Origin of the sequence: Candidatus Izemoplasma sp. (assembly GCA_036172455.1) — a bacterium.
Classification (GTDB): Bacteria; Bacillota_I; Bacilli_A; order Izemoplasmatales; family Izemoplasmataceae; genus JAIPGF01.
This window is the reverse complement of sequence record JAXKVY010000005.1, coordinates 52,035-71,279: the sequence shown is the minus strand read 5'-3', so window position 1 is coordinate 71,279 and position 19,245 is coordinate 52,035. Positions and strand designations below refer to the sequence as shown.

Here is a 19,245-nt window from a genome sequence, read left to right as displayed (position 1 = left end):
TTTAAAATCTTGAGGGTATCGATACCCTTTTCCTTTAGCCATAAGTAAAACCTCCTTTCCTTATTCTATCATAAAGATTAGATTCTTACTTACACTGTCTACTAAACTATACTAACACCATTTTTCATTTGAACCAATAATCATGTTACTTGATAACTCATTTAAATATGTATTTACACTCATTTTATATGCTCCTGACCATGCTTGATTTAAAGAACTCTTTTTGTCTTTTATTTCTAGCTGTTCTTATTTTCCCTGTCTCTTCTTTTTCTTTGACCTGATTTTCTATTTTCTACTTCTTGTAGATTGGAATGGTTTTTTTTCTCGAACCAGTCAGGAATCAAACATTTTTTTTGTCGATACCTATAAATCAAAATTTGGATTGCATAAGTCAATTTCATGAGTTTTTCCTGACTTAAATCACTAAGATTGTCATCAACTCTACTAATAATCCTCTTAATCTCATCAAAGTCTTTATCTACTTTTTTCATATTTGCGAATAGAGAAAGAGAATATGCAATAATAGGTAATGCAATGGCGAGTATAGATAGAACTGTTATGAATGAACTATTATTAGCAATCATATTTGTAACAAACAAAATCATAATTACAATAATTGTAATCTTCAGGAAAGTTCTATATCGTTTTGTTAAGTTATGCGTCCAGTCAACATTCTCTTTTTGGCAATAGAAAACCGTCTTTGAACTATCCATATGTTCATAATTGGGATACCAATCTTTTTTTCTAGCAAATTCTTTATCTTTATACTTTTCTATCTGAATAGTAACGGCATTCTCATCAATAAAGCTAATATTACCCATATTAAAAACATATAAATCAAATTTCTGCTGAATCATAGCTGCAAGATTTTTCTCTGACTGAACTTTGTTAGATAAGATTTCTCCAAGAATAATGATGATTATTGAGGCGAAAGCGATATATCCCGCAATCATCTCGTTATCATTAATCCATAAAATAATATTTATTATTATGGGAATAAAAACCATTACTAACAATAAAATCCCAGACCATATTTTAGCCGATTTATATGTAAAGTATTGAGTTAATATTAGTGATTGCATTTCTTTCTCATTTTGTCTCTTGAATACTATATTATGTTTTTTAGCCATATGTCGGAAACTCCCTTCCAAATATATCTCGCCATATATTAATTGACTTTAAGTGATTATCTTCGTTTACTTCTGCAAAGACAGCAGCTTTCGCCTTCTGGAAATCATTCCTAGATCGTATTTGAATCTTATTCTTTTGATCCCATGTAAGTGTATTAATATTCCCTTGTATTGCCTTAGTGTCTTGAACATATAGTTAAATATGATTACTAATATAATTAAGAACATCTCTAAAATGAATATCTACCCAATCGTATGTTTTATCGCTAGTTACTTTATTATGATTTGCATTATCAAAATAATCTAGTACCATAGTTTCTAAAACATAGGATGTGATATTAGGCATTTTCGCTCTTCTATTCCAGTACTTAACCAGTCTTATCACATTTAGCACAATATTATTGAAATTTTTATTCGCTTTAGTTACTCTTTCCTGTTCAAGTTTGGGGTTAGTTTTCTTCCATTTGCCTTTACCATTTGGAATTAAGTAGAATGGATTTGATTGATAAGTTTCTAACACATAAAAAGCAGGCACTATATCAAAAGTCCAATCGTAGCTTTTGAATTTCAATGTTACCGCTTCTCCTCTTGCATGTATTTCTGATTTTTCATATTGTGATACACTTCTTAGAGCTGAAACCAGTTTGTTCTTAACTTTATTAGAATTAATAGAATACTTACTATTATCCCAACCTAAGGGGTTTCTATCTGAGGTAGACAATAAACTTTCATCTGTTGTATCACCATTCACTTCAACTGTAATATCATCCCATTTTGATCCATAAAATGTTGTATTACTGCCATTCAACCCGATAATCAAATCAATATCATCTAGTGGTCTAATTTGAGTTTTTCGTGCAAAAGAGCCAAAACCTATGTTAAATTGTGATGCAATACGAATAAAAGATCCGTTCTTACTCAATATCTCTATTTGATTGTTTAACCAATTCTTGCTTTTCCTAGCTACACTAGTATTTGTTGGTTCAGTCTTAACAATATCATTTAAAAAGTTGAAAAATGCTTTAGTAACACTCTTAGCCATTAATAACTCCCCCATTTAATTTAGTTTTTTCAGTTCCACTGCAGATATTGAAAATAAAAACTCTTTCAAGAAGACTGTTTAGATTTCTCCTCACAATTTCTTATTTATATTATATCATACATTGTTATAAATAACAGGTCATATATGACCCTAAAGAAAAAGCCCAAAAGGGCTTTGTTATAATGTGCATACCATTAGTTGCAACTATTTGTGATACGGCTCGTTGTTATTTATTCTAAAAGAACGGTATATTTGTTCTAATAAAATAACTTTCATTAGTTGATGAGGAAACGTAAATTTAGAAAAAGACAATCTTAAATTGGCTTGCTTTAAGACTGCTTTTGATAACCCTAATGACCCACCAATAATGAATACGATATGAGAATCATGATACGTCTTGATTCGTTCTATCCGTTTTGCTAATGCTTCACTTGTTAACATCTCACCATCTAAATCTAGCGCAATAATAAAACCCTGTGGCAGTCGTTTTAATAACTTGTTTCCTTCTTTATCTTTAACCGCTTCAATTTCCTTATCACTTAACGATTCACTTGCTTGTTCATCCTTGACAGTAATCATATTAAGTTTCGTATAACGACCAAGTCTTTTACTGTATTCTTTAATCGCATTCACCAGGTACTTCTCTTTGACTTTACCTACTGATAGAATCGTTATTTTCATAGTGCAATCTCCTCATCTAACTTAAGCGGTATGTCTTTTACTTGATCAATATATTTGCGCATCGCTTTCTCCGTGTGGTGTAAATATGATAATCCAAGATGTTCTTCAATATAGGCACCTAAATAATGTACTAAATCAAAATAGGCATATAACGCCTCTAAATTGTCCGTATACGTTTTTCCAGCAAAGGTGTCTATTACCATGGATTTCACTTTAGAATCTAAGAGATCAAAGAAATAACGTCCTTTGGCACCGATATTAACCTTGAAGTCGTGTTTGATCCCCATATACCAAGAAAGTAAGGCTTCAATTTTCTCATTTAAGACCCCATACATAAACCGGGTAAAGAACAATTCATTACGGCGTAGACTCTTTATTACATAAGACGTGTCAAAGAAAAACTCATTGAGTTTGTCATGAAACTGTTGTTCAGTTGGTTCTTTGACATAAAAGTTAGATTCTCTTGATGTGTTTTTAGGAAAGATGCCATCTTTATCAATGATGACTTTATACAAGGGATCCTCATTAATATATTTTGCATTATTTACATGATGGAATGAAATATCCATCTTGAACCCATCTTTTAGTAATAATAATCTGGTATACCATGTCATTCCATCACTATTCTGTCCTACATCACTAAACCTAGCAATCGGTGTCCCGAACTGTTTTATCCATGATTCATCGTTTAAAAAATAACCTACATCATCGACATAAAAGGCCGGATCAACATCAGTAAACCGATCAATCTTTCCGTTTTTCATGACTAAAGAGCCTTGATAAACAAGACCTCTAATATGATCATTCTTTCTCGCAAAATCTTCAACTTGTTGTATCGCTTCTTGTAACCTCCGCATAGTATCTCCTTTATTAGATGATTATTCTTTTTTACCTTTCTTCTTGAGTCGTTTAGCTCGTGGATGAGCATCCATGTACGATTGTTTTAACTTATCTTTTGTCACCTTCGTATAGATTTGGGTACTAGACAAGTGCTCATGTCCTAATAACTCTTGAACACTTCTTAAATCAGCCCCATTGTTTAAAAGATGTGTCGCAAACGTATGCCGTAATGTATGTGGACTCATATGCAAATGGGTTTCAGATGTATTCATTATCTGTTTTAAAATATATCTTACCCCACGGGGAGTTAATCGTTTCCCCTTGTAGTTAAGAAAAAACGCCCGCGTCCCTGATTTATTTTTCCTAAGCAACATCGTCCGCGTATGTAGTTGATAGTCACGCATTAACTTAACCAAGTTTTTATGAATCGGAACATACCGATCTTTCGACCCTTTTCCTGTGACTAACACCAGGCGTTTCTCATAATCAATATCCTTTAAATCAACATTTACACATTCGCTGACTCGCGATCCAGTGCCGTATAAGAATTCAAGTAAACATTTATTTCTAAGTCCCATTAACTCTGAGGTATCTATTGTATCTAAAAGGGTTTCCATTTCATTAGGATAAATAAACTTAGGCAATCGTTTTTCTTTCTTAGGTAAGTCTAACTGGATAAAGGGATTCTTTGCTATATGATCGTTATCTAATAAAAAATCATAACACGCCCGTAAACTCGATATTTTACGGGCGATAGTTTTACTTTGATATTGATCATGTAAGGTTGTTAAATAAAACCGCGCTGTACGCTCAGTAATACTCAGTAATGTTCCTAACGCTTCCGTCTCTAAAAAATGCACAAAGCCATTCAAATCATCAATATAGGCTGTTATGGTGTGCTCAGAATAGTTCTTTTCATCACGTAAAAAATGTGTAAACTGACGCATAACATCGACGTTTGTCATTTATAACCCTTCTTCCACTAATCCTTTTATGGCTTCTAATGCCCGTTCTTTATATAACCGTTTACGTTCTTTCTTACGGTGTTTATATCCAAGAGATTGTATTAACCCGAAATTAGCATTCATTGGTTGAAATTTAGATACTGCGGCCGTAGATACATAGTAAGACTCTGCCCCAATCATTGTTGTTTGAGGGAAGATGACGTCTTCTTTATTCTGTAATTTACGGGCTAAAGAAATCGCTGCGAGCAAGCCACTACCAGCACTTTCAACATAGCCTTCTACACCAGTAATTTGTCCTGCAAAATATAAATTGTCACGATCTCTAAATTGATAATTTCTTGTTAGTAATTTGGGACTATTAATAAAGGTATTTCTGTGCATCACACCGTATCTGACTATACTAGCCTTTTCTAGTCCCGGAATCATTCTGATAATCCGTTTTTGTTCACCAAATTTTAAATGCGTTTGAAAGCCAACAATATTATAAAGTGTCCCTTCCATATTGTCTTGTCTTAATTGGACAACCGCATGTGGTCTATTTCCATCAGGCGTTTCTAGCCCTACAGGCTTCATTGGTCCAAAGAGTAAGGTTTGACGACCTCGACGAGCAATCTCTTCAAAAGGCATACAGCCTTCAAAGACTTTCATTTCAAAGTCTTTCACTTCTACAGCGCCCGCATTGATTAACTCATCATACCAATGATTGAATTCATCTTCTGTCATTGGACAGTTGATATAATCTGCATCCCCTTTATCATATCGACTCTTTTTATAACATACATCCATATTAATGCTATCTAATTCAATGATCGGCGCAGCCGCATCATAGAAGTAGAGATACTCTTCATCGACAAGTTCTTTAATCTTATCACTAAGGGTATCGCTAGTTAAAGGACCTGTTGCGATGATTGTTGGTCCAGAAGGTATCTCTTTGACTTCTTCATGGACAACAGTCACATCAGGATGGTTGGTTAAAAAGTCTGTTACTTTCTGTGAAAAGACATCACGATCAACGGCTAACGCGCCTCCAGCTGGGACTTGTGACTCATCTGCACACTTGATGATGAGTGAGTCTAATTCACGCATTTCTTGTTTCAATAATCCAACAGCATTTTCTAAACTGTTTGATCGTAAACTATTTGAACAGACCAATTCTGCGAATTGATCTGTTTTATGGGCAGGTGTTGATTGTTTAGGTCGCATTTCATATAGGGTGACCTTGAACCCTCTTTTGACTAATTGATAGGTTGCCTCGCTTCCGGCAAGACCGCCACCAATGACTGTTATTGTTTGTTTCATTTTATCACCAAATGTATTATATCAAAAAAGCCGTTGAAATGCATTTGTTTCTGCTTAAAACGCATTGATTTATCTCGCTGTGACTGAAATCACATACACAAAATGAAACCTATACTATACTAAAGGTGTCATGAAAGATGAAAGGATGATTCAAATGACATTCCAAACACATGATACTTTAGGAAATATTGTAACAGCATTTCCAAACAGTGCACATATATTTAAAAAATATCAAATAGATTATTGTTGTGGTGGTGATCGCACACTAAAAGAGGCGGTTAGCGATACTGAACTAAAGGCTGAAACGCTTGTGAATGAATTAAGTGAGTACTATAAGAGTTTAGAGCCCTCAACAAATGATTGGACACTATCGCCTCTGGATGAACTCATTCAATATATATTACAAGCGCATCATGCTTACTTGTATAACACCTTACCTAAACTTAGTCAATTAACTGCGAAGATACTGCGGGTTCATGGTAAACACCATCCAGAACTTAGTGATGTATTTCAAACGTTTCATGCGTTAAAAACTGAGATGGATATGCATTTAATTAAAGAAGAAACAGTTCAATATCCAGCGATAGAGACCTATTTACAGTCGCATAAGCAAGAGGATTTAAATCAGGCTGTCAATGTCATTACAGAATTAAAAGATGAACATAGTAATACCGGGGACGCCTTAAAGAAATTGCGTAAGATAACAGATAATTATCACATCCCAGAAGATGTCTGTGAAACGTTTGTCAAAACTTATAAATTACTTGAAGAACTAGAAAGCAATACTTTTACGCATATTCATCTAGAAAATAATATTCTCTTTAAACGCTTAGAAAAGCTAGATAATCGTTTATGAGACCTTTATCCGCAAACGAAACAATCCATCGTTTAGTAAAGCAAGACAATAATTTGAAGGTTATCTTACATGATATTGGGTTTGAAGAAATTGTGAAACCGGGGATGATTTCAACTGTGGGTCGTTTTATGACCATTAACAAAGGTTGTACGATGCGTGATTTAGATATTATAGAAGTTAAAGAAAAACTCAAGCAACATGACTATTTACTTGTTGATATAGACTAAAAAAGCCGATAAACGGCTTTTTTTATCGTATACTTTTTGTCATGGTAACCACAGGAATTCGCGAAAATGCTAACCATGCATAACTACCTAATGTCATGAATATACTCATGCTGATCAACGGTGTTATGGCAATAAGACCCTTAAAAAATAATCTACTCTGAAGTTACACTATTTATAAAGTTTCTGATAGCTTCTGTCCCTGAAAAGATTTCTTCTATTTGATGATTTGTTACCACAATTAAGGTTGGCACCCCAGTAAGTTCTTCAATCGTATTTTCTCCCGTTGTTTGACTGATATCAACTAAGTAAAATGGATAGTCTTCTAAGTTAGTAAAAAAAGTTAAAATCTCCTGTTTAAGGGACTCACAATGAGAGCAGTATGGACTGTAGAAGTACTCAATATGAGTTTGATCATCAACGACTAAGGTTTCACTATAATCCGTAAGGTAATGATTAGAAAAATCATCATATTCTAATCGTGAACTTTCAAAATCGAGTGCTGAACCTTGGTGAGTGATGATATAGTTTTTTACATCTACCGCACCTGTATATGTATTCATCACTGTGTCATATGATACTTCAAGTAACACCGGTAAGGTATCCATTGTGTTAAACGGTTCTGGAATACTTATTTCAGGATCTAATGAAGACTTATTGATAAAAATGATTTCATCTGGAGCTCTATTAAAGGCAAAATTTAGTATATCTTCTTGGATTGATTCACAGTTTTCACAATCATCTTGATAATAATATATTAAGTAATCTTTATCTTCTTTTGTGGCTAAAAAGTCGAATGACTGGACATGCTGTGAAACAAAACTATCATACGTTAACGTTTTATTACTGTATTCATCAATAAAGGCTCTAACTTGTGTTGTCCCTACATATGTTTCTACAACTGCACCTTGCGCAATAATAAATAAACTCGGTGTGCCTCTAAACTCACTAAACTGACTACTATCATTAACATCTTTACTAGCCACATTCATTAGATAAAAATCTAATCCCTCATATGTTTTAAAGAAACTTAATATCTCTTGTTTAACATCGTTACAGTGACTACATGTTTCACTGTAGTAATATACAATATAACGATTAGGGGTAATATTCTCAACCTCATCATACGAGGTATATATGTTTGAACGAAACATCTCATAATCTAACCCATCACTTGTTTCTTCACATGCCACAAGTAATAAGCTAAAAAAGATTATTAATGCGCCTTTTAACGTATTCATAGTGTAACCTCAAAGATTATTGGTTTTTTGGTAATGGCCACTGTTTGATTACTGACAGTTATCTCCGAATGATCCAATAAATTCTGATACACACCATTAGGTACCGTAGAACACGTTATTTTACCCGTTTCATCACCAACATTAAATATGCCAACTACTAAGCGCTGATGAAGTTGATACGTCGCAACAATCACGTCGTGGTCTTGGTACTCAAAATTATACACACCTTTTGTAAAGATATCATCTTTTACTAAGGACGCTAACGTCTTTATATCAGAGGACACATCATACCCATCCCAATGAACAGGATCTTTATCAAATAGACTTGGTAAATTGGTATCAGATCGTTCTTGACCCGCATATATCATTGTGCATCCTTTATTAAAAAATACAAAGGCTGACCAGTTATCTATTTTCACATGATTACTATCTACCATATCGGCAAATCTTCCGAAATCATGATTCTCTAAATTTCTCAGTTTAATATAGTTTTGTGGGTACTGTTCTTCTTGCTTAAGAATGGATGTCAAATACGTTTTTAAAGTATTGTCACCGTTTAAATATCCTTCAAAGAGTGGATGTGTATCATAATCATACGCAATATCGAATACCTGATATATTTCTGATTCACTTAATCCTAAGAAACCACGGTTACGAATATGACGTAAAAACTCGCCATGAACAGATTCGCTTAAAAAGATACTTTCAGGATTGACCGATAACACTTTATCATGTGCTTCTTCCAAGAATTCCATTGGTAATAAAGATGCCACATCCCACCGAAATCCATCAACACCTAATGTTGTCCAATAAAGTAAAGTATCAATCAATTCTTCCCATAAACGATGACTTGTTGAATAGTCTAAGTCGGTAATATCCCACCAATCTCCTACGCGATTTTTAAACTCACCATGTTCTTTATAGAAATATTCTGGGAATTCATTGAGTAACTTAGAATCATATGAAGTATGGTTGTAAACAACATCAATCATAACTTTCATTCCTCGTTGATGAATCTCATTCACTAATGCTTTGAAGTCTTCCAGGGTTCCATACTCAGGATTAATTTTACGATAATCTTGAATTGAGTAAGGAGACCCTAACGCTCCTTTACGTTGCACTTCTCCTATGGGATGAATGGGTAGGAAATAGACAATATCCACACCAAGATTTTCAATTCTGTCTAGGTCTTTTTGAAAGGCTTTAAACGTTCCTTCTTCAGTGTGGTTTCTAATATAAACTTGATATATAAATAACTTTCTTAATTCAATATTGGTTTGTCTTGACATTATACCACCTCTTTAGATTTTGTCATTCTTTTAACACCGCTTATTATAACAAATAACTTCAATTTACAAAAGGATATTTATATACTATAATTAAAATGAAGGAGTGATCTTATGCCGACAATCAAAGATGTTGCTAAGAAAGCTAATGTTAGTGTTGCTACAGTATCCCGTGTCATCAACAACACTGGCTATGTCAATGAAGAAACACGTAAGATGGTACAAGACGCCATTGATGAACTAGAATATGTGCCAAACGAACTAGCACGTAGTTTGTTCCGTAAGACATCAAATATCATTGGTCTTATCGTGCCTCATATTTCAACATACTTCTTTGCTGAGCTTATTGAATCAATAGAAGATGCTGTAACTAAAAAAGGCTATAAATTAATGATTTTTAACTCAAAGGATGATATTGAGTTAGAAAAGAAATATATCAATGTAATTAGTCAATATAATATAGATGGATTAATCTTAGTAGCTAACACGAGAACAGTTAAATCATATATGGATTTAAAAATACCTGTTCTAACGATTGATCACGTCCTAGATGACTCTATTCCATCGATCACATCAAACAATGTTCAAGGTGGTGAATTAGCTGCCAAACAATTATTAAAATCTAAACCAAAAAAAATCATTCATTTTCGAGGACCTAGTGACCTAATCACTGTCGTTGATAGAGCAAAAGGCTTCTATCAAGTAATGGATGACTATGATGTTGAGATTTATACATTTGATTTAGATTTTAAAACACCTGATATTGATGACATTGAAATGTTTATTAAAAAACATCCAGATGTTGATGGTATTTTTTGTAGTAGTGACATCATAGCTATCTATGCGATTAGTGTCTTACAAAAACTTGATTATAACATACCGGATGATGTCGAAATCATTGGATTCGATAATATTGAATTAGCTAATGTGTTATACCCTAAACTGACTTCCATTGCGCAGCCAATTGATGATATTGGAATATATGCTACTGAGACACTATTAACCTTAATTAAGAAGAAGAAACTAAAACAAAAACACATCATGTTGCCAGTAACAATAATTGAAAGAGAAACAACAAAAAAGAGCTAATGAGCTCTTTTTTAATATCCAAATAAGATTTTAGTAAGTTTCATTAGACGTCCTTGCTTTTGTTTTAAGTACTCATTTGATGTAGTATATATTGTTTTTTCTCTTAGATATTCCTTAATCTGAGCATAAAACGCATCAATTACGATAAATGAATTAACAATACTCAATTTCTGAACATTGTTTTTTCTAAGGTAATCAAATAACAAGTTTTTTATTTCATTCTCAAAATTATCAACTTTAGTCTTTAGTTTTGATTCCATATAAGGGTAATCTTTAACCATCCTCGACAGGATACCTTCATATGTCATATGGATGTCCAAAAATTGGCGTAAAAAGTTTTCACTAGACATGTTCAGACGACATGATTTCATGAGTGATTTTTCAATAAGATCCATTTTGTCTGAATAGACGCGATAAACAAGATCCATTTTGGTACTAAAATGCAAAAATATACTCCCTTGAGCTACGTCTGCGCGTGATGATATATCTTTACTCGATACTTTAACTAAGCCGTTTTCTTTAATTAGCTCTTCTGTTATATTTAAAATATGATTACGTGTATTCATCTTTGCTTCTTGTCGCTTATTCAAATGACCACCCACTCACTGACCTTATACTCATTATAATTGGTGTTTTCGCCAAAGTCAAATAATTTTATTCAATGAATTGATATATCATATTACAAATAATAACTCAAACCGAATATCACTGTGGAAAACATATGTGGAAAACCTTAGTTTACACTTTACTAAAGCACTACATTAAGTTGATAAGTAAAATAAAAACGCTCATAATTTTAACCTTATGAGCGTTTTATTTATCTTTTTTCTAAAATAGTAACACTTTCTATGTGACTTGTGTGCGGAAACATATCAAAAGACATAACATGTTTAACTTTATATCGTCTCGAGAGCAACTTTATATTTTTAGTCAATGTACTTGGATTACAAGACACATAAATAATCTTATCAATGACATTTCTGTTTAATAAATCAATCGTCTGATCATGGAGTCCACTTCTTGGTGGATCAATTACAACAACATCTGGTTGAACCCCTTTATCGTATAATTTTGGTAAGACATCTTTCATTGCACCTTGGTGGAATGTAATATGTTCAAAATTATTTTCTTTAGCATTATGTTTAGCAGATTCAATAGACTCTTTTGAAATATCAATTCCATATACTTTTTTGGCAGACTTTGCCAAATACAAACTCATAGCACCAGCACCACAATATCCATCAATGATTGTTTTTTTTCCAATATCATCAATCTGTTCCTTAACATACTGATAGAGTTTGATTGCTTGTACGGGATTTAACTGATAAAAAGCTTTAGGTTGTAAATCATAAACAATATCTCCAATGCCTTCTCTAATTGTATCTTTACCAGCTAGTATCTCTACGTTGTCACCAAATATTTCTACATTCTCAACGTCTCTATTTTTAGAGATTCCCACGCTTACAACATTTGGTAATTTAATTATCTCATTTGCAACATCAAATAAGGCCTTATTAAATATAGTTACAACTAATGTCACTTGAACTTCATCGTTTAAATGGGATTGTCTAATTACGATATATCTAAGCATCCCATACATCGTTTTCGGATTGAACGCATAGATTTTATGCTTATCACATATTGCAATAACTTCTTCATTCGTTTGATTGATAAATTCTGTATGCACAGGGCAGTGAACAACATCAACTAAGTCATTAGAATCCCTTCTATAAAGACCTGTGGTCAATCCAGATTTTGTATTTCTTACTGGCATCTGCGATTTGTGTCGATAATGAGTATGATGCCGCATTCCTTCCATTAATTTAAACGAAATATCCTTTGTATCTATGTTTGTGTAACGATCAAATGCTTGTTCAAGCATTTCTTGCTTAAGTAAAAGCTGTTCGTTGTAGTTAATATGCTGTATTTGGCATCCACCACATTCATCATAATAAGGACAAAATGGTTTTGTTCTTTGTTGTGCACGTAGTCTAATTCGATCAATTTCACCAAAGGCATAGTTATCATGAACCTTAGTAATTTTTACAATAACTTCTTCTGGTGGAATCGCACCATCAACAAAAACTGCCTTTCTTTTATAGTATCCTATTCCTTCTCCATTAATACCTAATCTCTTTATGGTCAATAGTATTTTTTGACCTTTGTTTAACATACTCATAATTGCCTCTTTCTTCGTTCTATTCGTTCTACTATAACGTGTTTAGTCTGGAAATGCAACTCCAAATGCTGTTCCAACAGATAAAACTGCGATTTGTTCTTCATTTTTAAAATTTAACGCCATTGCCGATGTATCATGATGTAATATTACATTAATTTTACGTCCCAACGCTTGACTCAACTCTTGACTAATATGTGATTCATAATGAGATGATATTTTAGCTAGTTTAGCATAGCCTCCTCGATTTGGATAAATCTTCCCATCATTTAAATAATTCGCAATTGCAATATGCATATTAGACCCTTCAAAGGCAACTTCGTTAGCCGTATCAACAATGACTTTTACAATATAGTTATGTAACTTTTTCGCTACATGAAGCAGTTCTTCTTTATCTCTGTCCTTGTAAAAAAGGTACTTAGAATGGACAGGGTTTAATATTATATCCACTTTAGTTTCACCATGTTCTTTTATATGATGACGACGTTTTATCATTGTTTGTCCAAAATCAAACAATAAATATTCTCCCTCTTTGACTAAGGTTGATAATCCTTTTGTTCCAAGATGTTGGGAACCTGCGATGAAGATCACTTCTTTATCAATACTATGTGATTTAAAATAACGTTTTATCTCATTGAAAAACAATTTCGTAAGTATTGGAGATGTGATCCCTCCTACAAGATAAACACGTTCGATGTTTTGCCAATACTCCCAGTGTTCTTTATCCCAAGAAGATTGATTTGTCAGTGTTCTTTGTGAAGGATTAAAGAAGTTACATAATATTTTAGCTAACCTTTCACCATACTGTTGCGCGATAGAAAGGCTCGTTTTTCTAATAGAGGGTACTTCTGATTGAATACATTCATTGAATCTTTCTAATAAATGCTTGTTTGTTTCTAATTCATTTAATCCAAGTTGATCTTTATGGGCTAAGATGGCTTCTTTAATCAAAGAAAGCTGAAATAAATCACTTACTTTGTCATCATCTACATATGTGTTATTAATTGATGCTATCGGTAACATATAGCCGTTTTCTTTAAAGGGATTACTCATTATTCACCAATAATTTTAACCAATACACGTTTCTTACGCATACCATCAAATTCTCCATAAAAGATTTGCTCCCACGGACCAAAATCAAGTCTACCCTCTGTAATTGCACAGACTACTTCACGTCCCATAATTGTTCGTTTAATATGGGCATCCGCGTTATCTTCATACCCATTATGATCATATTGATCATACGGTTTTTCAGGGGCAAGTTTTTCTAGAAATCGCTCAAAATCAGCATGTAAACCAGACTCATCATCATTAATAAACACAGATGCTGTGATGTGCATCGCATTAACTAAGACAAATCCATGTTGTATCTTTGATTCATCAATGCATTTCTGTACATCTCGTGTGATATTAATAAATTCTCGACGATGTTTAGTGTTAAACCATAATTCCTTACGTAAATGTTTCATGAAACCACCTCTTCACCTTATTATAGCACAAAAAAAAGGTAAGACATCAATATCTTACCCAATGTATCTAATTTTTGTAACAACCTCAATGTGAGTTGTTTGTGGAAACATATCAAATGGTGTTACTTCTTCTACCTCATACCCATGGCATTGCAGATAATTTAAGTCTCTTGCAAGGGTGGATACATTGCAAGAAATATATACAATTTTAGGTATTCTCATATCTTTAACGGTTTCTAAGAATGATTTTTGTACACCTTTACGTGGTGGGTCTATAAATAATGTATCAACTTTGTAATTTGCCCAAGAATTGATTACTTTTTCAGCACGACCAGCAACAAATTTAGCATTATTAATTTTGTTGTTTTCAGCATTTTCTTTTGCATCTAGTATCGCTTGTTTAACGACATCAACACCTAGAACAGTCTTAACATGTTTAGCAGCTGAAAGGCCAATAGTCCCAATACCACAGAAGGCATCAATAACAACATCATTTTCTGTTAACTCAGCATATTCCAAAGCTTTTTTGTAGACTTCTTCTGTTTGTAATGGATTGATTTGATAAAAAGAGCGATGTGATATTTTAAAGAATACACCATTAATCTCATCTCTAATATAATCTTCACCAAAGATTACTTTACTTTTTTTACCAAGCACCACATTAGTCTGTTTATTATTGATATTATGTATAACAGATACAATTTCCTCATATCGGTTTGTCAATTTCTCTAATATAATATCTTTTTTTGGTAAATCTTTTGTCTGTGTCACAATTGTTACCGATATATCATCATATTTATATGAATTTCTAATCATAACGTGACGAATGACACCGGTTTGATTATCTTCATTATATGCTGGTATATTGAGTTCTTCAAACACATTCTTTAAATATCGAATGATGTCTGATGTAATTTTTGGTGCAATTGAACATTTTTTCATGTCGATAATATCATGTGATCGTTTGCGATACAAACCAGCAATCATATTGCCATCTTTTTCACCATACGGCATAATTGTTTTGTTACGATAATAGTATGGATTTAACATACCTTCTGTTGATTTAACCTCTGTTTCAATTTTACCTAATTTGCGTAATGTTTCTTTGACTCTAAATTGTTTAAAATCTAATTGCATCTGATAATCCATATGCATCAGATTACAGCCACCACACTCCGCAAAATAGTCACATATTGGTTCTTTTCTAAATGGTGATTTATGTGTAACATTAATTAAGCGCCCAAAACCAAAACTTTTGTTTACTTTAGTCACCTTTATTTCTGCTTTTTCACCTTTTAATGCTTTTTCAACAAAAATAGGGAATCCATCAATCTTACAAACCCCCATACCATCATGTGTCATATCCACAAATTCTACATTGTAGTACTCATTTTTACTAACCACGTTGTCACCTCTATATTTTGCCTTCTTATCTATTATAACACACTTTTATAAAAAGTTATAATTACATGTAAAAAGGGCTCAACCAAGCCCTTTTTAAATTAAATCTATTCGATGACAATTTCGACTGTATCGCCATCAGCTGATTCAATATCGACAATTTTACCAAGTGTTCCACTATCAATCATTTCCAAGATCATATCAACATCTAAATCAAGATCACCTAATTGATCCATTTTCATAAATCCTTTGCCATTCTTTAGTGCGACTTTGGCAAATTCAACTGGGATTTGAACATTTACTTTGTCCCCATCATTACTTAATATTTTGATACGGAACATTTTAAATGCGTCTTTTTTTGGGGATAATTTTGTTACCTCAGTTGTATCTAATGCTTTTAATAGTTCTGCGCCTTCAGCTGCAGTAATTTGTTTCTTTTCAATCATTTCTAAAATTCTCATTCTATCATCCATTTTACTTTCTCCTTTCGATTCATATTATAATTTTTTTCGGTCATGCTTTTTATGTTTACAGTTACAATCAATTAATATTTTATTTTTCTCACGTTCCAACTGATAATCAACCATTAGGTTGTCATGCATAAACATACACATTTTATTGCCTCCTATCTACTTCAATAGTTTGACAGCTTCCTTCGCAGTAATTTCTCCATTTTCTAACTTCTTAAAAACATCTTCTTTCTTCTCTTTTTCATCATCCGTAACCTCATACCCTAAATGTACAATAACTTCATCAAGGTTCTTTTTAACGGTTGGATAAGAAATCCCCAGTTCTTTTTCGATTTGTTTGATATTTCCGCGATTTTTGATGAACACTTCAATAAAATATAAGTCTTCTTTTGATAAATGATTAAATTTAGATAACTTAAACTTTCCTGATACTTCTGTACTACACGATGTACAACTTAATTTACTTACAACTAATTCTCCGCCACATATTGGGCATTCTCCTATAACATTATTCATAATATTCCTCCTAAATAATTCTAATATCTACTTGTGCATCATTTGAATCTACTTGTATTTTCGTATTTTTCGAATATTTGATCAGGTGTGATAGTTGATCAAAATCAATCTCATCATTGTCTAATTTCGCAAATCGTTTACCTAACCGCAAGCCCATTCGCGCAAAGATCATAGGTATCGGAATCGCAAACAATATTTTTAAAAACGTATTGACACCTTTAGACTCATCTGGGACACGAACATCTATCTTTATAAATGTAGCACGTTTTCCTGGTTTTACTTTTGTCACTGGATACATTTTCTCAAATGCCTCTTCAGCTGTTAAGTCACCAGATTCAATTTTGTCTAGAATCCTTTTTGTTTTCAAGTATTTCACCGCCTTTGATTAAATTTATTAATTCAAAGTTAAATATTTTTAATTACAACTACAGTTTATCTTATATATTTGATTTTGTCAATACGTTTAATTAATTTATTTAATTTTGTGTTTAATATGATTAATTATTATATTAAATAAAATAAAAAGAGGCGTTAAGCCTCTTCATTTTCTGTAATTCTTTCTTTTAATTCCTTAAATAAATTTGTATAAAATACTGGATAGTTTTTATCTAGCATAAAATCAATCACGGCCAATGCATCCTCTTTATTATCAAGTTGACCATAAGCAAGCGCTAAATAATATTCCATTTCAACAATATGTAGCCGGGTCTTATATTCAGGGATTAACAGTAATAATAATTCTTTAGCTTTGTAGTACTCTTCATCAATTAAATGTCTAAAAAGTACAATAGTTTGACCTACCGCAAACGTTCTGTGTTTATGTCCTTCAATGCGTTTTTCTAGATTTATGAGTGCTTGTTTATTATTTTGGTAATAATAAATATGTGCTTCAACCAATGTATAAACACGAAATAAATCTTCATTTAAGTCATCTATTGTCAATGTGTTTTCTTGATATACACTAACCGCTTCATCTAGTTTGTTTTGGTAAATCAGTCCATAAGCTTTATATAAAGGATAATAAAGTGGTACGCGTCTTTTCACTTTTGATTCAATGTATTCCATATACACTGATGGATTAACAATCTTTTCTAAATAGGGTAAGGGACGAATTTTAAAATATAACCCATAAATGATATATCCACCACTAATTAAAGCAATAACTCCAATTAATAATGGAAATGAACGCGTGACATCATACAGTACGACTAAAGAAGCAAGAACTAACACTTGAAATAAATACACTTTTACACCTTTGCGCATATTATGTCACCTCATTAATTGCTGCTATACGGTTTGCGGTTGGAGGATGAGAATATCGTAATTTTACATAGAGTGGATGCGGGGTAAGATTAGCAAAATTTTCTTTTGCTAAGACTTTTAATGCCTGAATCATCGCATCATTAGAAGTGTTGAGTGAAGCATAAGCATCCGCTTGATATTCATGTTTTCTAGAAAAACTTGATGTAACTAACTCAATTAAAATAGAGATTGGATCGATTAAAACGGTAAATAGAATTAAAGAAAATCCAATGTTAACCGTATCAAATCCAAAGGCAGTGCTAAACACTGAAACATTAAGCACTAACAGTAAGACACCTAAGTAAACTGTCAATAAAAAGGCCGATTGAAGCATATTAAAGATCACATGTTTATGTTTATTATGACCAATCTCATGTGCCAATACCGCAACTATCTCCTCTTCATTCATCTTATCTAACAATGTATCAAATAATACAATATTCTTAAACTTACCAAATCCTGAGAAAAAGGCATTTAACTTAGTTGAACGCTTAGAAGCATCCATCACACTAATCTTATTAACTTCATACCCAACCCCTTCAGCAAAATCTATAATTTTATCCCTTAAGGAGCCGTCTTCAAGTGGCGTTAACTGATTAAATAAAGGAACAAATACAGGTACATATAATATATTAATGACAATAAAGATCATCACTAAACTCAACCATGTGAAGATGAAGAATGTTGTTCCTGATGGCATTTGCACATATAAAGAGATAACCATATATAATAGTCCACCACCTAAAATGATCGTTAAGAGAATACCTTTAATTTTATCTAAAACAAAAGTCTTTTTGGTTGTCTTATTAAAACCATATTTTTCTTCAATAACAAAGGTACGATAATATGATAACGGTATCCCGATAATTTGATTTATGATGTAATAAGGTGCCATAAAGACAATTACCTGTAATGGTGTACGGTTTGGTACAAGCGCTTCTGACCACTGATTAAATAGTACAAAACCACCACTTGCAAGTAAAATGAGAAATACTGCTAAAGAGATTAATTTCGCTATTTTCGTAAACCGATGATTGTCCATCGAATACTGTTGCCATCGCTTATACTCTCTATCATTATAAATGTCATTCACTTCTTCAGGAATTTTGGTATTTCGATGATCATAATTTAACTTACTCAACCACCAATCAAACATAAATGTAGTTAAGATAATTGTATAGATGATGATTTGTATTGCTAGTTCCATATTATCACTCTCCATTGTCCATATTATAGCATATTATATCCATTGAAACCA

21 protein-coding genes are annotated in these 19,245 nt (G+C 32.6%); 3 read left to right on the top strand and 18 right to left on the bottom strand.

The annotated features are described in order from the left end of the window. Nucleotides 1-236: 236 nt before the first annotated feature. The 6 genes from UMR38_07510 to trmFO form a co-directional block, all read right to left on the bottom strand. Nucleotides 237-1,130 (bottom strand): S-4TM family putative pore-forming effector, encoded by an 894-nt coding sequence (locus tag UMR38_07510; GenBank protein MEC9485707.1) that lies wholly within the window; start codon nucleotides 1,128-1,130, stop codon nucleotides 237-239. Between the two features lie 196 nt (nucleotides 1,131-1,326). Then, nucleotides 1,327-2,172, bottom strand: a complete 846-nt coding sequence (locus tag UMR38_07505) for a hypothetical protein (GenBank protein MEC9485706.1) — start codon at nucleotides 2,170-2,172, stop codon at nucleotides 1,327-1,329. 204 nt (nucleotides 2,173-2,376) lie between these two features. Next, nucleotides 2,377-2,853 (bottom strand): 23S rRNA (pseudouridine(1915)-N(3))-methyltransferase RlmH, encoded by a 477-nt coding sequence (rlmH, locus tag UMR38_07500; protein ID MEC9485705.1) that lies wholly within the window; start codon nucleotides 2,851-2,853, stop codon nucleotides 2,377-2,379. Then, on the bottom strand, nucleotides 2,850-3,710 hold the full coding sequence (locus UMR38_07495; protein ID MEC9485704.1) for an aminoglycoside 6-adenylyltransferase: 861 nt from the start codon (nucleotides 3,708-3,710) through the stop codon (nucleotides 2,850-2,852). Before UMR38_07495 ends, rlmH begins: the two co-directional genes overlap by 4 nt. 21 nt (nucleotides 3,711-3,731) lie before the next feature. Next, on the bottom strand, nucleotides 3,732-4,658 hold the full coding sequence (locus tag UMR38_07490) for a tyrosine recombinase (GenBank protein ID MEC9485703.1): 927 nt from the start codon (nucleotides 4,656-4,658) through the stop codon (nucleotides 3,732-3,734). Next, the gene (gene trmFO, locus UMR38_07485) at nucleotides 4,659-5,957 is read right to left on the bottom strand and encodes a methylenetetrahydrofolate--tRNA-(uracil(54)-C(5))-methyltransferase (FADH(2)-oxidizing) TrmFO (GenBank protein ID MEC9485702.1); all 1,299 of its coding nucleotides are present in this window, start codon (nucleotides 5,955-5,957) and stop codon (nucleotides 4,659-4,661) included. It abuts the gene before it with no gap. A gap of 130 nt (nucleotides 5,958-6,087) precedes the next feature. Here trmFO and ric point away from each other — a divergent pair, with 130 nt between their 5' ends. After that, nucleotides 6,088-6,813 carry an iron-sulfur cluster repair di-iron protein gene (gene ric / locus UMR38_07480; GenBank protein ID MEC9485701.1) on the top strand — a complete coding sequence of 242 codons (726 nt, stop codon included), beginning with the start codon at nucleotides 6,088-6,090 and terminating at the stop codon, nucleotides 6,811-6,813. After that, nucleotides 6,810-7,040, top strand: a complete 231-nt coding sequence (locus UMR38_07475; protein ID MEC9485700.1) for a DUF1858 domain-containing protein — start codon at nucleotides 6,810-6,812, stop codon at nucleotides 7,038-7,040. The genes ric and UMR38_07475 overlap by 4 nt, the downstream gene beginning before the upstream one ends. A gap of 152 nt (nucleotides 7,041-7,192) precedes the next feature. On the opposite strand, the gene UMR38_07470 is transcribed toward UMR38_07475, so the two are convergent. Continuing rightward, nucleotides 7,193-8,278 (bottom strand): thioredoxin family protein, encoded by a 1,086-nt coding sequence (locus UMR38_07470; GenBank protein MEC9485699.1) that lies wholly within the window; start codon nucleotides 8,276-8,278, stop codon nucleotides 7,193-7,195. Beyond that, complete coding sequence (locus tag UMR38_07465) at nucleotides 8,275-9,567, bottom strand: alpha-amylase family glycosyl hydrolase (GenBank protein MEC9485698.1); 1,293 nt, start codon at nucleotides 9,565-9,567, stop codon at nucleotides 8,275-8,277. The genes UMR38_07470 and UMR38_07465 overlap by 4 nt, the downstream gene beginning before the upstream one ends. Nucleotides 9,568-9,678: 111 nt before the next feature. Between UMR38_07465 and UMR38_07460 the strand changes: the two genes are divergently transcribed. Further along, entirely contained in the window at nucleotides 9,679-10,653 is a 975-nt protein-coding gene (locus UMR38_07460) for a LacI family DNA-binding transcriptional regulator (protein ID MEC9485697.1), read from the top strand. Nucleotides 10,654-10,664: 11 nt separating this feature from the next. Here the strand turns inward: UMR38_07460 and UMR38_07455 are convergent, their stop codons facing one another. The 10 genes from UMR38_07455 to UMR38_07410 form a co-directional block, all read right to left on the bottom strand. Beyond that, complete coding sequence (locus UMR38_07455) at nucleotides 10,665-11,243, bottom strand: TetR family transcriptional regulator (protein ID MEC9485696.1); 579 nt, start codon at nucleotides 11,241-11,243, stop codon at nucleotides 10,665-10,667. A gap of 227 nt (nucleotides 11,244-11,470) precedes the next feature. Continuing rightward, entirely contained in the window at nucleotides 11,471-12,832 is a 1,362-nt protein-coding gene (gene rlmD, locus UMR38_07450; GenBank protein MEC9485695.1) for a 23S rRNA (uracil(1939)-C(5))-methyltransferase RlmD, read from the bottom strand. A gap of 42 nt (nucleotides 12,833-12,874) precedes the next feature. Further along, nucleotides 12,875-13,882, bottom strand: coding sequence for a hypothetical protein (locus tag UMR38_07445; protein ID MEC9485694.1), 1,008 nt, complete (start codon nucleotides 13,880-13,882; stop codon nucleotides 12,875-12,877). Further along, complete coding sequence (locus tag UMR38_07440; protein ID MEC9485693.1) at nucleotides 13,882-14,298, bottom strand: secondary thiamine-phosphate synthase enzyme YjbQ; 417 nt, start codon at nucleotides 14,296-14,298, stop codon at nucleotides 13,882-13,884. The genes UMR38_07445 and UMR38_07440 overlap by 1 nt, the downstream gene beginning before the upstream one ends. A gap of 54 nt (nucleotides 14,299-14,352) precedes the next feature. Beyond that, nucleotides 14,353-15,702: a 23S rRNA (uracil(1939)-C(5))-methyltransferase RlmD gene (rlmD, locus tag UMR38_07435; GenBank protein ID MEC9485692.1), complete on the bottom strand. Its 1,350-nt coding sequence runs from the start codon at nucleotides 15,700-15,702 to the stop codon at nucleotides 14,353-14,355. A gap of 104 nt (nucleotides 15,703-15,806) precedes the next feature. Further along, nucleotides 15,807-16,172, bottom strand: coding sequence for a hypothetical protein (locus UMR38_07430; GenBank protein ID MEC9485691.1), 366 nt, complete (start codon nucleotides 16,170-16,172; stop codon nucleotides 15,807-15,809). A gap of 156 nt (nucleotides 16,173-16,328) precedes the next feature. Continuing rightward, nucleotides 16,329-16,685: a DUF2089 domain-containing protein gene (locus UMR38_07425; GenBank protein MEC9485690.1), complete on the bottom strand. Its 357-nt coding sequence runs from the start codon at nucleotides 16,683-16,685 to the stop codon at nucleotides 16,329-16,331. A gap of 10 nt (nucleotides 16,686-16,695) precedes the next feature. Further along, nucleotides 16,696-17,052: a hypothetical protein gene (locus tag UMR38_07420; GenBank protein MEC9485689.1), complete on the bottom strand. Its 357-nt coding sequence runs from the start codon at nucleotides 17,050-17,052 to the stop codon at nucleotides 16,696-16,698. Nucleotides 17,053-17,216: 164 nt separating this feature from the next. After that, nucleotides 17,217-17,948, bottom strand: coding sequence for a hypothetical protein (locus UMR38_07415; protein ID MEC9485688.1), 732 nt, complete (start codon nucleotides 17,946-17,948; stop codon nucleotides 17,217-17,219). 1 nt (nucleotide 17,949) lies between these two features. Then, nucleotides 17,950-19,194: a M48 family metallopeptidase gene (locus tag UMR38_07410; GenBank protein MEC9485687.1), complete on the bottom strand. Its 1,245-nt coding sequence runs from the start codon at nucleotides 19,192-19,194 to the stop codon at nucleotides 17,950-17,952. Between the last annotated feature and the right edge of the window lie 51 nt (nucleotides 19,195-19,245).